16 protein-coding genes are annotated in these 12,546 nt (G+C 66.4%); 6 read left to right on the plus strand and 10 right to left on the minus strand.

Translation table 11 applies throughout. From position 1 onward, the window contains the following. Positions 1-46: 46 nt before the first annotated feature. Positions 47-2,098 (minus strand): hypothetical protein, encoded by a 2,052-nt coding sequence (locus ACVIJ6_RS05040; protein WP_456771751.1) that lies wholly within the window; start codon positions 2,096-2,098, stop codon positions 47-49. A gap of 58 nt (positions 2,099-2,156) precedes the next feature. On the opposite strand from ACVIJ6_RS05040, the gene ACVIJ6_RS05045 reads away from it, so the two are divergent. The 6 genes from ACVIJ6_RS05045 to ACVIJ6_RS05070 all read left to right on the plus strand — a co-directional run bounded on the left by ACVIJ6_RS05045 (position 2,157) and on the right by ACVIJ6_RS05070 (position 6,031). Next, entirely contained in the window at positions 2,157-2,300 is a 144-nt protein-coding gene (locus ACVIJ6_RS05045; RefSeq protein WP_456771752.1) for a hypothetical protein, read from the plus strand. 66 nt (positions 2,301-2,366) lie between these two features. Beyond that, on the plus strand, positions 2,367-3,269 hold the full coding sequence (locus ACVIJ6_RS05050; RefSeq protein WP_456771753.1) for a peptidylprolyl isomerase: 903 nt from the start codon (positions 2,367-2,369) through the stop codon (positions 3,267-3,269). Then, on the plus strand, positions 3,266-4,246 hold the full coding sequence (locus ACVIJ6_RS05055; protein ID WP_456771754.1) for a HupE/UreJ family protein: 981 nt from the start codon (positions 3,266-3,268) through the stop codon (positions 4,244-4,246). The genes ACVIJ6_RS05050 and ACVIJ6_RS05055 overlap by 4 nt, the downstream gene beginning before the upstream one ends. 16 nt (positions 4,247-4,262) lie before the next feature. Then, positions 4,263-4,874, plus strand: coding sequence for a HupE/UreJ family protein (locus ACVIJ6_RS05060; protein ID WP_456771755.1), 612 nt, complete (start codon positions 4,263-4,265; stop codon positions 4,872-4,874). Next, positions 4,871-5,491 carry a HupE/UreJ family protein gene (locus ACVIJ6_RS05065; protein ID WP_456771756.1) on the plus strand — a complete coding sequence of 207 codons (621 nt, stop codon included), beginning with the start codon at positions 4,871-4,873 and terminating at the stop codon, positions 5,489-5,491. Before ACVIJ6_RS05060 ends, ACVIJ6_RS05065 begins: the two co-directional genes overlap by 4 nt. 48 nt (positions 5,492-5,539) lie before the next feature. After that, positions 5,540-6,031 (plus strand): prepilin peptidase, encoded by a 492-nt coding sequence (locus tag ACVIJ6_RS05070; RefSeq protein ID WP_456771757.1) that lies wholly within the window; start codon positions 5,540-5,542, stop codon positions 6,029-6,031. A gap of 14 nt (positions 6,032-6,045) precedes the next feature. Here ACVIJ6_RS05070 and ACVIJ6_RS05075 read toward each other — a convergent pair whose 3' ends face one another. From ACVIJ6_RS05075 to ACVIJ6_RS05115, 9 genes are read right to left on the minus strand one after another with little or no spacing between them, the layout of a single operon-like run. After that, the gene (locus tag ACVIJ6_RS05075; RefSeq protein WP_456771758.1) at positions 6,046-6,684 is read right to left on the minus strand and encodes a hypothetical protein; all 639 of its coding nucleotides are present in this window, start codon (positions 6,682-6,684) and stop codon (positions 6,046-6,048) included. Beyond that, a complete protein-coding gene (gspM, locus tag ACVIJ6_RS05080; RefSeq protein ID WP_456771759.1) occupies positions 6,684-7,247 on the minus strand; it encodes a type II secretion system protein GspM in 564 nt (187 codons plus the stop codon). Before gspM ends, ACVIJ6_RS05075 begins: the two co-directional genes overlap by 1 nt. Then, positions 7,244-8,317 carry a PilN domain-containing protein gene (locus ACVIJ6_RS05085; RefSeq protein WP_456771760.1) on the minus strand — a complete coding sequence of 358 codons (1,074 nt, stop codon included), beginning with the start codon at positions 8,315-8,317 and terminating at the stop codon, positions 7,244-7,246. The genes gspM and ACVIJ6_RS05085 overlap by 4 nt, the downstream gene beginning before the upstream one ends. Then, positions 8,314-9,258, minus strand: coding sequence for a general secretion pathway protein GspK (locus tag ACVIJ6_RS05090; protein ID WP_456771761.1), 945 nt, complete (start codon positions 9,256-9,258; stop codon positions 8,314-8,316). The genes ACVIJ6_RS05085 and ACVIJ6_RS05090 overlap by 4 nt, the downstream gene beginning before the upstream one ends. Then, positions 9,258-9,995, minus strand: a complete 738-nt coding sequence (locus ACVIJ6_RS05095) for a PulJ/GspJ family protein (protein ID WP_456771762.1) — start codon at positions 9,993-9,995, stop codon at positions 9,258-9,260. Before ACVIJ6_RS05095 ends, ACVIJ6_RS05090 begins: the two co-directional genes overlap by 1 nt. After that, on the minus strand, positions 9,995-10,384 hold the full coding sequence (locus ACVIJ6_RS05100) for a prepilin-type N-terminal cleavage/methylation domain-containing protein (RefSeq protein ID WP_456771763.1): 390 nt from the start codon (positions 10,382-10,384) through the stop codon (positions 9,995-9,997). Before ACVIJ6_RS05100 ends, ACVIJ6_RS05095 begins: the two co-directional genes overlap by 1 nt. Beyond that, positions 10,377-10,841 (minus strand): pilus assembly FimT family protein, encoded by a 465-nt coding sequence (locus ACVIJ6_RS05105; RefSeq protein WP_456771764.1) that lies wholly within the window; start codon positions 10,839-10,841, stop codon positions 10,377-10,379. The genes ACVIJ6_RS05100 and ACVIJ6_RS05105 overlap by 8 nt, the downstream gene beginning before the upstream one ends. After that, positions 10,834-11,310 (minus strand): type II secretion system major pseudopilin GspG, encoded by a 477-nt coding sequence (gspG, locus tag ACVIJ6_RS05110; protein WP_456771765.1) that lies wholly within the window; start codon positions 11,308-11,310, stop codon positions 10,834-10,836. The genes ACVIJ6_RS05105 and gspG overlap by 8 nt, the downstream gene beginning before the upstream one ends. 20 nt (positions 11,311-11,330) lie before the next feature. Next, complete coding sequence (locus tag ACVIJ6_RS05115; RefSeq protein ID WP_456771766.1) at positions 11,331-12,542, minus strand: type II secretion system F family protein; 1,212 nt, start codon at positions 12,540-12,542, stop codon at positions 11,331-11,333. Positions 12,543-12,546: the final 4 nt, after the last annotated feature.

The raw sequence follows: 12,546 nt of genomic DNA on the forward strand, positions 1-12,546 counted from the left end.
ACGACCGGGCCCGACCGTTCTCGGCCGCCCGGTCGATCAGGAGCGCTTAGTCGCGGTCGAAATCGCGGTTGAACGCCCAGTAATCCCACTGCCCCCACTGGCCCCACTGATCCCAATCGTGCCAGTGGTGATGCTCATGCGTCAGCTTGCGCGCCAGCTCATGGTTCTTTTCAACCAGCAACTTCGGCGTACCATGCGGACGGACGAAGATCGGGTTCGCATAGAACCAGACATTCGACCAGGCCTGCACGTCGTTGGTCACCCTCTTCACGCCATTGACCGTTCCGAGATGCGACGGGCACGCCGCGTCGGTGCAGCTGACATTGACGTTGTTGAGGTCGAGCAGCGGGTTGCCGGCGCTGTCGGAGACGTTCGGCGTGGCCGGCGGAATGTTGGTACCGCGGGCGCGGATGTAGAACGGCTTCTCGCTGGCGACGAAGGAGGTCGTGAAGCTGAGGCGAACCGAACCGTCCTTCAGCTTGTGGCTCTTCATCTTGGTGGCCTGGACCTGCTTGGCGATCTTGGCCGACGCATTGTAGACGATGGCCGCGCCGGCAACACCGGCCGCATTGGCCACCGCATAGCCCGCAGCCCCCGGCGCGATCGGACCGGTGACGTCACCGGTGATCAGATCGACGTGGTCGAGATAGGGCTTGTTCAACGGCTGCTTGATGCCGACGGGCAGCAGCAGCGGGTTGTTGAAGCTGTAGGGGCTGTTATTGGCGACCGGGACGGTCATTTCCATCTCGAGGACGACCTTCTCGCCGGGCCAGACCCGCAGCGTCTCGCCCATTGTCTTCCACTCGTCATCCCACTCACCCCTGGCGCGGAACACCATGTCGGAGCCGATGATCTGGGCATTGACCGAGTACGAGTTGCCCGAGCGCATGCCGTCGATGATCGACTGCTGCGTGAAGTGCTTCTCGTTCGGCACGTAGAGACGGGTGTATTCGCCGGGGATGAAGTCCGCCGTGGTGCTGGCGTCGCGTGCACCGTAGACGCCGCGGCTGTGCCAGTCCGAGCTCTGGAACACGAACACGTTGCGGCCTTCGCCGAGCAGACCATCCCACAGACCGCCGACCTTGGCGGTATAGACACCATGCATGCCGTAGGTGCCGCCGCCGACGGCATTCGCCGTATAGGAGCCCGAACCGCCATTGATGCCGCCCTCGGCCATGTGGCCCGGCGCCTCGATGCCGAACGCCACCGTCGGGCCGGCATTGTTGAAGTCGCGGAAGTGCTCGATGTTGTAGCCCGCGGTGCCGCTCGGGTTGAACGGACCCTGACGCTCGGTGTGGGTGGGGATGGCGTAGGACTGCAGCGGGTGGTTGGCCTGCAGCCAGGTGATACCGGCAACGGCCTTCTGGTGGCCGGCCGTGCCGGAATTGTTGACGTTGTCCTTGCCCGACCAGAGCGGATTGTTGCTGGCGTCGACCGGACCGATCGCGTCGGTGTCGGCGCGGTCGAAGCGATATTCGAACTCGGCCATCTTGTCGGCATTGCCGTAGCCACGCGGGTTCTGGCCGGCGATCACGGCGACGTCGCCATGCTCGTGACCGGGCAGGATCCACTCCAGACCTTCGACCAGCACCTTATTATACGTCGCGGTGCGGCTGACGATGGTCGGGTACTCGATTTCCTGGATCGACTGCCAGCGCCACATCTTGGCGTTGGTGTCGGTGCCGTTCGGCGTGCCCTTCAGCTTGGTGATGGTGATGCCGTCGATCGTCTTGCCGAGCGTCTGGCTCCAATAGGTGGTGGTGTTGTCACCCGGGATATTGGCGCTGGCGTCGCTGAAGCGGCAGTCGCGGTTGCCCGAGCCGCCGTGGTTGCCGAGCGTGAACCAGTCGAGGTCGAAGTTCTTGCCACCAGCCGCCGCGGTGCCCTTGCCGACCGAACGATCGATCGAATAGCCGGCGGCCACCGAACCGTCGGTGCAGGTGTTGTGATTGTGCATGTCGCCGGCGACATACGGATTCATTTTCGCTTTCGGCTCACCCCAATATTCGCCCCAGCGTTCGCCGGCATCGGCGCTCTGCGAGAGCGCCAGCGACACCGAGGCCGCTGTCAACAAGATCTTTTTGGCAGATGGAACCATTTCGTCGCCCCTGGACGTTCAATGAGATTTCAAACACGAATCCCCCAACGCATGCACGATGCGCATCGTCATTCGTGGCGCGACCAAACCAAAACTCGGAGACAGTTTGTTGAAGGTTTTATTTATCGTGCGCCTTGCCCCCACCAACGAAGCCCGTCACGGCTCTTGCGAATTTTTTGTGACACGACTGATTGCACCGTGACAATCGCGCGTGGGGCGTTGCATATACGCGCCGCGCGTCGAGCGCTGTCGTCATTTCAAAAAGCGTATGTCAGCTCCTGCCATGTCGAATGCGGCGCAGACCTTCGAAGGCGCCTCTGTCCACGCCAATCCGCGAGACGGCCATAGCGCGTTACCCGCGCCGGCACGAAGCTGGGGCGCAGCCTTGCGCGCTTTGGCCACGGAGCCGCTGCTGCATTTCCTCGTGCTCGGCGGTCTGATCTTCGCAGCCGATGCCATTCTGCATCCGCCGGCCAAGGACGAGAAGGTCATCACCGTCACCAAGGCGCTGCGCCAGTCCTTCATTGACACGTTCGACGAGGACAAGCAGCGTACCCCGAGCGACGCCGAGTTGCAGAAGATGGTCGAGGCCTGGGTGGCCAGCGAGATCCTCTACCGCGAAGGCAAGGCGCTCGGTGTCGACCGCGGCGACGAGATGATCCGCGACCGTGTCGCATTCAAGCTGCAATATCTGATCTTCGACCAGGTCCGCGTGCCGAAGCCGAGCGAGGAGCAGTTGCGCGCCTGGTTCGCCGAGAACCACGCCCGCTTCGATGAGCCCGAGCGCGTCAGCTTTCTGATCACCCCGCCGAGCGACGAAGCGACGGCCAAGCGACACCTCGACGACATCCGCGAGCAGCGCGAGTCGGAAGAGCTGCGCGACCAGACGCGGGCGATCCTCGACCGCCCCGTGCCCAGCCTCTCCGCCGCCTTCGGCGACCAGTTCGGCGATGGCCTGCTCAAGCTGCCGACGCAGCAATGGACCGTGTTGCAGTCCAAGGACGGCTGGCATGTCGTGCGCCTCGACGCGCGCACCCCTGGCGCGCCGGCGAAATTCGAGGACCTCCGCGACGACGCCGCCAAGATCTGGCACACCGAGGAAACGCGCAAGCAGGCGTGGGAGGCGGTGAGCCGGCTCAAGGCCAACTACACGATCAGGTACGAGCCGTGACCGGCTGGCGCGTCCTGCAGGTCGTTCTGCTCGCACTCGCCGCGCTGCTGCATTCGCGCCCCGCGACGGCGCATCAGGCAACGCTCGGCGTGCTCGAATTCCGCGAGATGCGCCCCGGCGCGTTCATCGGACGCTGGACCACCCTACCGAAAGACGGCGCCAACCGCATCGAGCTCAAGATGCCGGCGCATTGCTTGCTGCGCCTGCCGGAGCTCAATTGCGGCGACAAGGGGCTGGTGGGGCAGATGACCATCGCCAATCTTGGCGAGGACATGTCGGCCGCGATCATCCGCGTGACGTCCCTGAACGGCGAGACGCGCAGCTACACGATCTCGGCGGCCAATCCGGTGGTGACGGTGCTCGGCACTGACGCGCCCACGCTGGACACTTGGCTGGAGCTCGGCAAGACCTATGTCAATCTCGGCATCGATCACATTCTGCTCGGCGCCGACCACCTGCTGTTCGTGCTCGGCCTGATCTGGATCGTGCAAGGCGGCTGGCGGCTGCTCAAGACGATCACCGCCTTCACGATCGGGCACAGCGCGTCGCTCGCTGCGACGGCATTCGGCTGGATCGGCGTGCCCGAGGGACCACTCAACGCCTGCATTGCGCTCAGCATCGTGTTCGTCGGCGTCGAGATCGTCAAACAACAGCGCGGCGAGATCGGCCTCACCGCACGCTATCCCTGGGCCGTGGCCTTCAGCTTCGGCCTCGTGCACGGCATCGGCTTCGCGAGCGCCCTCGCCGGCCTCGGGCTGGAGCGACGCATCCTCCCAGCAGCCCTGCTCTTCTTCAATGTCGGTGTGGAAATCGGCCAGATCCTGTTCGTCCTGCTGGTGCTGGCGCTGATCTGGGCGCATCGGCGGCTTGGCGCGGTGCTGCCGAGCTGGGGCGTCGAGCTTCCCGCCTATGCGATCGGCTCCGTATCGATGTTCTGGTTCCTGGGCCGTCTGGTGCGGGTGCTGGCGCTGGCATGACGCGGATGGAGCAAAGATGATGCGGCGTAAACTCCTGCACTCCGCTTGCGGCGTGCTGTTGCTGTCGGTGCTGACGGCGAGCCCAGGTTTTGCTCACGAGCAGACCGGCGTCGGTGGCGGGCTGGCCGCCGGACTGCTGCATCCCCTGACCGGGCTGGACCATCTCGTTGCGATGGTCGCCGTCGGCATCTGGGGCGCGCAACTCGGCGGCGCCGCGATCTGGGTGCTGCCGATCGTCTTTCCGCTGGTGATGGCGCTCGGCGCCGTGGCTGGCATCCTCAAGATCGGACTGCCCGTTCCCGAGCTGGTGATCGCGCTCTCGGCACTGGTGCTCGGACTGGCGGTCGCTCTGCGCGTCCGGGCCCCGTTCGTGCTGGCCGCGGCGGTCGTTGCAGTGTTCGCCATCTTCCACGGTCATGCGCATGGCGCCGAGCTCCCCTCCGCGGCAAATCCCCTGGCCTATGGTTGTGGCTTCGTCGTCGCCACCGGCCTGCTTCATGCCTTCGGCATCACGATCGGCGCTCTCGCCCGCTGGCCGGGTGGCGAACGCGTCATCCAGGGCGTCGGAGCCGCCATTGCCGCGCTCGGTGGCTATTTCCTGGTCACGAGCCTGGGAGTCGCGGCATGAGCGCGCGCCTAAGAACGTCGCTTATGGCTGCGCTGCTGCTATTGACGCAGGTGCAGATCGCCGACGCGCACATTGTCTCGGCACGGCTCGGCGACTTCTATGCCGGAGCATTGCATCCCCTGCTCACCTTGCAGGACGTCGTGGCCTGGGCGGCGCTCGGACTGCTGGCCGGATCGCTCGGGGCCGCGAGCGGACGATGGCTGGTCGCGGTGTTTCCGCTCGGCCTGTGTCTCGGGCTTGCACTCGCAGTGGCAGCGGGCCTGGCTCCCACCCCGCCGATCGTCGATGCCGCGACAATCCTGGTCATCGGACTTTTGCTCGCCGCCGCCCTGCGCATTCCGGTGGCGCTGCTGTGCATGCTCGCCTTTGTCCTTGGCGTGATGCGCGGCGCCGCCAATGCCGGCGAGCTCGTGCCGCAGACGGATCGTGTGCTCTACGCAGCCGGGCTCGCCAGCGCCGGCTATGTCGCCATCACGCTCATCATGGCCCTCGTGCTCGCGTTCCGGCGGCCTGAGACCGAGCCGGTGTCCAGCTGGCGGGGGATCGCGGTCCGCGCGATCGGCGGCTGGCTGGCCGCGATCGGTCTGATGATGGCGGGACTATCGCTCGCCACCTGAGCACGTCTATGCTGCCGCCTTCACAGCCTTGAATTCCGCCGGGACCGCTTGACCAGCGCCATCGACAATCTCTGCATCGCCGCACTGCTTGTGACCTGCGCCGGCCTGATCTGGACCGATCTGCGCAGCGGCCTGCTGCCCGACTGGATGAATGCGATCATCGCCATCAGCGGGCTGGTTCGAATGGCGGCGGGCGATGATCCATCATCGGCGCTGTGGGAGGGCGCCGCGGCCCTCGCCGTGGGCATTGTCCTGCTGCTGCTACGGCGGCTGTATGCGATGGTCCGCGATCGGCAGGGATTGGGTCTCGGTGACGTCAAGTTTCTGATGGCCGCAACGCTCTGGACCGGCCTCTCCGGCCTCCCGATCCTGCTCCTGGTCGCGACGATGACGGCGCTTGCGGGCGTACTCATTCTCTTCGTCATGGGGCGGCGCTTGACCGGCCACACCGCGCTGCCGTTCGGCCCCTTTCTCGTCATCGGGCTTCTCGCCGTGCTCGCGCTGCAGGCCATTGGCAGCGACCTGGTGCTTCCGGCGTAGAGGCCGAAGACAGCTCAGCGCGACCGCCGCGCCATGCGCGCGCGCGCCGATGGCGGCGCAGGGACCGGATCGCTCTCGTCGTCTGCGCTCTGTCCCAGTTGCGGCATCGGCAGGATCACCGTTTCACCATCCTTCCGCAGCACGGCCTCGCGCGGCTTCAGCGCCTCGAGCCGCCACCCTTCATGCGCAGCCCCGATCCGCAGGCGCAGCGGTACTTGCGAGGATGGATCGACGAAAATGCCAAAACTTTCCTCGTCACCGATCACCGTGCCGACGAGCTGCAGGTTCGGCCGTTCCGGCTCCGGCGGCGGAGGCGGCGGCGCCGCACGCATGACCATCACCGGCGCGGCAATCGGCGGAGGCGCCCGGCGCGAAGCCGAGAAGATCGGCCGCTCGCGCGTCGCCGACAGCGCACCAATCGGGACCTCCCACAGCGGATTGGCGCTTGTCGCCAGCGAGATCGCTTGTGGTGCCACGACGGCGCGCTCCGGATCGGCGGCCGCCTGTCCGACCTTGCCGTCGATGCGCGCAGCGTTCAACGCTGCAGTCGGTTCGAGACCTTCCGCTTCATCGCCCCACGCAGGGCCAAGACAGCCGATGGCCATGCACGCAACGGCCAAGGCGACGGCGAGAGAGCTGACCGGCGCGCGCATCACGATTTTCCTTGCCATTGCCCGGACACGGTCACGAGCACCCGCAGCCGTCCGCTCTCGCTGGCCGCAGCCGCGAGCGGCTGCTGCACATGCAGCTGATCAACGAACAGGAACGGCAGTCCGGCTTCGATATCATAGAGCAGTTGTTGCAGCGCCGGCTGTTCGAGCTCGCAACTGGCGACGACGCTGATGGCGCTCGTGCTTGCGCGCGCCGCCGGCAGGTCGACCTGCGTCGACAGCACGCTGCCGCCGACCTTGGTGACCGCCTCGGTGAGGCGCTGGACCAGCGCCGCGCCAGCAATGGTGACCGTCCGCCCCTCGACGAACACGGATCCGCCGGGCGACACGGCGGCGCCGGCATCCGCGGCACTGCCCGTTTTCTTGCGTCCCGCAAACTGCGCCAACTGCGCGTAATTATCAGTGAGCTGCTCACGCTTGGCGAGCAGATCGACGACGGCTGCAGCGCCGAGCCAGAGCAGCGCGACCAGGCTGACGGCGTAGAGGATGGCGGCCGTGGCCGGCGAGTCCAGGAAGATCCGGCGCAGCGGGGCAGACCAGTTCATGCCCGATCTCCGAAATAGGGGTTGATGCGTGCCTCGATGTGGAAGCGCTCGCCGGCCTCCCCCGCCGTCCGGGTGGTCGGCGCGTAGAAGGTCGCTCGGCTGAATTGCGGTGACTGCTCGATCAGGCGGATCAGGGCGGGCGCATCCTGGGTCATGCCTGAAATCTGCAGGCGATCATTCTCGACGTGCATTTCGAGCACGTAGGTGTCGTCCGGCAGGATCTTGGACAGCGTCTCGAGCACGATCACGCTGGCTGGGCTGGTCTGCTTGCGCTTGGCGAGCAGGCCGTCGGCGGCAGCGCTTCCGATCGCGGGCCGCAGGGCGGTGCGCAGCCGTGCCATTTGGGCCTGGGCATCGTCGAGCTCACCATCGAGATATCCACCCACGAATGTGGTGGCGATCAGCAGTACGGCGGTCGTCGCGGCGACCGACAGCCAGCCGATCTTGAGCACGCGTCCAAGATCTCGGCCGCCTCCGAGCGCAGAGCGCAGAGACGCCTTGTAGACCTGGATCGGCGCACCATCGCCTGCACCATCCTCCGCGACCACTGCGATCTTGGCCGCGCCGACCTCCTCCGCGAAAGCTAGCAGCGGGTGGATCAATACGCGCGGCGCGGCAATCAGCGTCACCGCGATCCGATCATTTGCGGCCGCCGGCGCCGTGCCGAAGCCGTACACGACCTGATCGATGGTCCACGGCGTCAACCTTGCGATCTGCGTCCGGATCATCCCGTCCAGAAATGGCTCCGCCTGCTTGGGAAAGTCGAGTGGGCGAACCAGGAGGTTGTCCGCGGCGACATGGACCTCGAGCGCGCAGCCGCGCAGCGCCCGCAACCATTCTGGCGAGAGCGCAAAGCGCGTCGCCACGGCTGCGGGATTGATCGTGGCCGGCGGCAAGGCCGGCTTTCCCCGCGACGGCGCCTGCTGCGTCAAGACCACATCGTCCGGCCGATGATAATGGACGACAACCCGTCCCCTGCTGAGCTGGCGATCGGCGACCGCCTCGACCGCGAGGGCCACGCTCGCCGTCCACGCCGTCAATCCTTGCTCGATCGTCTCTGTCAGCTTCATGGCGTCAGCCGCGCCTGTCGCGCGCCTCTCGGTTGCGGTCCTGCGTCCTGCCGTGCGAGCAGTCGATATGGCTCCTCACCTTCGCCCGGAATGATGACAGCGGTCGCGGCATGCCGCAGCCCGCCTGCCGGTTCGACCAGGATGCTGAGCCGATAGGCCTTGCTCTTGCCCTTGGCGGCGTCCTTGGCCGCCGGCCCGAGCGTCTTGGCGAGGGCGTCGGCGTCCTGCATCAGCGATGCCCGCGCATTGAGGAAGTCCTTCAGGATCAGCGGTGTCATTCCGGGCAGCGCGGCCACCACCTCCGGCGGGGCGATCGTCGGATCGATTCCTGGAGAGCCGTTGAAGACGGTGATGAATGGCAGCGTGCGCTCGACCAACGCGGCGGGAATGCCGAGAACCAAAGCGAGCTCGCCGACATGGGCAAAGGGCGCCAGCCGCGGCGTGCGGGTAAGCCCGGCCGCGGCATAGCGCGCGTCCTCGGCCTGCGCCTTCGCCGCGTCCGACGGCTTCGAGCGCCACGCGACCACGCGCTCGGCATAGTCCTTGGCGGCGTCCCGTTCGGTGCCGACCGTCACAAACAGGGTTTCGAGCATCTCGACCGGCGCCGTGTTCAGGTCGATGCGCGCGGCTTCGCTCACGAACGACACCGCGATGTCGTTGCCCGCGAGCGCGAGCCGGAAGCTGCCCTGCCTCGGCCGCTCCTCTTCCTTGGAGAGCATCAGGCGATAGGCTGACAATTCGATCGCCGCCGACGTCAACGCATCAGCCTGGACGGCGCCGTCCTCAAGCCGCAACAAGCGCGCGGAGCTTCCCAATTGCTGCGAGACGATCACGACGAGCGCCGCGAGGGCAGCAAGCATCCACAGTACGGCGACGAGGATGAAGCCATCCTGTGCGCCGCGCCCGCCGACAAGCCGAGCGCTGTAAATCCGCCTGCGCATCAGTCGATCAGCCCATCATTATTGTAGTTGTTGTCGGGCTGCTGCGGCGGCTGGGCCACAGCCGGAGGCGGGCCGGAACTGCCGCCTGCTTCTGCATTCGCGAAACCGCCGCCTGGCGTGTCGACCTGAATATGGACAGCGCTGACCAGGATGGGCCCACCGCCGCGGCTCTCATCATAAACCGTCATACGCACCGCGAACGGCAATTTGCTCGCATCATGCCACTCCGGCGTCCAGGCCATTGTCCGGTCGGCATAGGCGAACGACATCCGGAACGGAGCCGACAACAGCGTCACCGGATCGCGGAAGCGAAAATACGCGGCAACGGCCTGCCCGAGCGGGGTAGGCTCGAACGCGGCGCGCGATCGCAGCAAAGCGCGGCCATTCCTGTCCCCTTCCTCGCCGATGCGTACGACGTCAAGACCGTGCCCGGCATTGGGACCAACCTCGGACCGAACAAACGTCGCCGAGAATTCCTCCCCGATGAACAGCGGCCCCTTCTGTTCGCGATTGGGCGCCACGAATTGGGCCGCGGCGAAATCATCACCAACCCGGTGCAGCGCGGCAGCGACCATCTCGGCGCGTTGCACGCGGTCCAGCCCGCGCTTCCAGGACGGCAGCCATTGCGACGTGACAGCGAGCACCGCCGACAGCACGATGCCGGCAATCGCCAGCGCGCCGAGTGCCTCGATCAACGCGAACCCCGTCTCATCTCCACGGTCGGATCTGGCACTCATCAGCGGGCCATCCGTACGAGCCGGACCGTCTGCACCTCGGCAAGTGCGCCGGAGCCGGTCTTCACACGCATCGTCACGGCTTCGGGAACCCAGCCCTGCTGTCCGGCGGGCTGCTCCCAATCGCCGCCGAGCGGATTGATCTTCAGCACCACCGAGCCTGTCCCGGAACGCTGATCAACGACGCCGGGTTGCAGCCGGCCGCGATCCGCCAATGCCGTCGTCAGCGCCAGCCGCGTATCGCTGACCAGCGTGACATGCTGCTCGAATTTGCGGACCGCGTAGGCGTTGCGCGCAACGACCGCCCCGATGGCGACGATCGACACGCTGACGACGGCGAGCGCGACGAGCACCTCGATCAGCGTAAAGCCGGCCTGGTCGTGATCAGCCATTTGCGAGCGCGCGCGACACAATGTCGACCCTCCCCGTCAGCCAGTTCACCCGGATCTCGAGGCTCAGATCGGCGCGCGACAAGGTGATCGCGCCGCCGCAGGACAGGCCGTCGGGAAAGAAGCTGATCGTCGCCACCACCGGCCGCTGCTGGCAAGTGCGCGGCAAGGTCGCCCGGAAGCCGACGTCGTCCGGCAGCTTCAACGCCGCACCGCCGCTGCCGGAACTGATCAGCCGGCGCGACGTGTCCAGCCGCGTATCGACCCGCAGGCCGTTGCGCATCGAGGCGGCGCGATCGGATTTCAGCAGCGTCACCGCCTGCAGAGCATAGGCCTGCAGCCGCGGCCGCGACGTCTGCCGCGGCACATAGGGCCATGCGACGGACGCCAGCAGCGCGACGATCGCGAGCACGCAGACCATCTCGAGCAGCGTAAATCCACGTTGACTGCCGTCACTCACTTCGCGCGCTCGTCTGCGTTCCCAGCACGATGTCGGCGGCGGTGCCGCTGCCGCCTTCCTGGCCGTCCGCGCCATACGAAAGAATGTCGAACGGCCCATGGTCGCCCGGCGCGCGGTAGACATAGGCCGTATTCCACGGATCCTTCGGCACCGCCCCGCCCTTGAGATAGGGACCGTTCCAGGTGCCGATCCCCGGCGGCCGCTGCGCCAATGCCGCAAGACCTTCCGAGGTCGAGGGATAGCGGCCCACATCAAGATAGAACAGATCGAGCGCCGCCGAGAAGCTCTGCAGCTGGATCCGCGCCGCCTTGGTCTTGGATTCGCTGAGATAGTTCAGAACACGCGGACCGATCAGCCCCATGATCAGCCCGATGATGGTGATCACCACCAGCATCTCGACCAGCGTGAAACCGCGCTCGGTCTCGCGTCCGGACCTTGTGGCCTGCTGGGCCTGCACGTTCGAGCTCATGTCATTCTCCTTGATACAAGTCAGCCGACGAGTTGCGTGACGGAGAGCAGCGCCGTCATGATCGAGACGATCAAGCCGCCGACGACGACGCTGATCAGCAGGATGGCGGCAGGACCGACGATCCCGACGACGCGGTCGAGCCCACGCTGCAGCTTGGATTCATAGAACTCGGCGATGCGGGTCGAGAGCGTCGGCAACTGGCCAGTCTCCTCGCCGAGGCGCAGCATGCGCAGCGCCATCGGCGGCAGCATGTTGTCGGCGGACAGCGCCTGGGACAGCTTGCCGCCATGGCGCACGCGGTCCGCCGCGGCCGACCACGGCGCTCGTGACGACGTCACCGCCATCACGTCGACCAGAATACGCAATGCCGCGCTGAGCGTGACGCCGCAGCCGAGCAGCAGGCCGAGATTGCGGCAGAACAGGCTGGTCCGATAGAACATCAGGATGTCGCCGATGCCGGGCATCACCGCCAGCGCGCTGGTCAGTCCGGCGCGAACCGCAGGCTGGCGCAGAAGCCACCAGACGGCAGCGATCAGCACCGCGCAGCCGAGCGTGATCACCGCCGCATTGGCCCGCACGATGTCGGACAGCCACATGAAGAAGCCGAGCGCCGTATCGGCGCGACCGCCGAAATCGCGCAGCACCGCAGAGAAATTCGGCAGCACGGCCACGAGGAAGAACAGCATCACGCCGATCGCCGCCAGAAAAACGAAAGCGGGGTATTGCATCGCGTCGGTCAGCTTGCGCCGAGTCGCCTCGGAGCGCTCGCGTTCGCCGGCGAGCGCCGTCAGCACGTGATCGAGCGTGCCCGACGCTTCGCCCACGCGCATCAGCGCGACATACATCGGCGAAAACAGGCGCGGCTGCGCGGCCGCAGCGTCGGCGAAGCTCTCACCGGCCATGATGGCCGTTCGCAGGCGAGCCACCACCGGGCGCAGGCGACCGACCTCTGAATCGCTCGACAGAAGCTCCAGCGCATCGTCGAGCCGCGCGCCCGCCTTGAGAAGCAGCGCCAGGTCCCGCGTGAAGGTGGTGACTTCGGCGGCTGACGGCCCGCCGAAGGCGAATCCGGACGCGGCTCCCGCGCCCGACGTCTTCTCCTCGATCGTCTCGATCGGCAGCAGCTGAAGATATGAGATGCGCCGTTCGACCTCGCTGCGCGACGGCGCCACGAGGGATCCCACGACGATCTCGCCGGACTGAGTCAATGCGCGATAGCGGTAGCTTGGCACGGTC

The organism is Bradyrhizobium sp. USDA 4369, from assembly GCF_054056435.1.

Excerpts from the sequence above, each read along its gene's own strand:
- ACVIJ6_RS05040 (WP_456771751.1), bottom strand. The coding sequence starts at position 2,098 with ATGGTTCCATCTGCCAAAAAGATCTTGTTGACAGCGGCCTCGGTGTCG.
- ACVIJ6_RS05085 (WP_456771760.1), bottom strand. The coding sequence starts at position 8,317 with ATGAAGCTGACAGAGACGATCGAGCAAGGATTGACGGCGTGGACGGCG.
- ACVIJ6_RS05095 (WP_456771762.1), bottom strand. The coding sequence starts at position 9,995 with ATGAGTGCCAGATCCGACCGTGGAGATGAGACGGGGTTCGCGTTGATC.
- ACVIJ6_RS05100 (WP_456771763.1), bottom strand. The coding sequence starts at position 10,384 with ATGGCTGATCACGACCAGGCCGGCTTTACGCTGATCGAGGTGCTCGTC.
- ACVIJ6_RS05045 (WP_456771752.1), top strand. The coding sequence starts at position 2,157 with ATGCGCATCGTCATTCGTGGCGCGACCAAACCAAAACTCGGAGACAGT.
- gspG (WP_456771765.1), bottom strand. The coding sequence starts at position 11,310 with ATGAGCTCGAACGTGCAGGCCCAGCAGGCCACAAGGTCCGGACGCGAG.
- ACVIJ6_RS05065 (WP_456771756.1), top strand. The coding sequence starts at position 4,871 with ATGAGCGCGCGCCTAAGAACGTCGCTTATGGCTGCGCTGCTGCTATTG.
- ACVIJ6_RS05060 (WP_456771755.1), top strand. The coding sequence starts at position 4,263 with ATGATGCGGCGTAAACTCCTGCACTCCGCTTGCGGCGTGCTGTTGCTG.
- ACVIJ6_RS05050 (WP_456771753.1), top strand. The coding sequence starts at position 2,367 with ATGTCAGCTCCTGCCATGTCGAATGCGGCGCAGACCTTCGAAGGCGCC.
- ACVIJ6_RS05090 (WP_456771761.1), bottom strand. The coding sequence starts at position 9,258 with ATGCGCAGGCGGATTTACAGCGCTCGGCTTGTCGGCGGGCGCGGCGCA.
- ACVIJ6_RS05075 (WP_456771758.1), bottom strand. The coding sequence starts at position 6,684 with ATGCGCGCGCCGGTCAGCTCTCTCGCCGTCGCCTTGGCCGTTGCGTGC.
- gspM (WP_456771759.1), bottom strand. The coding sequence starts at position 7,247 with ATGAACTGGTCTGCCCCGCTGCGCCGGATCTTCCTGGACTCGCCGGCC.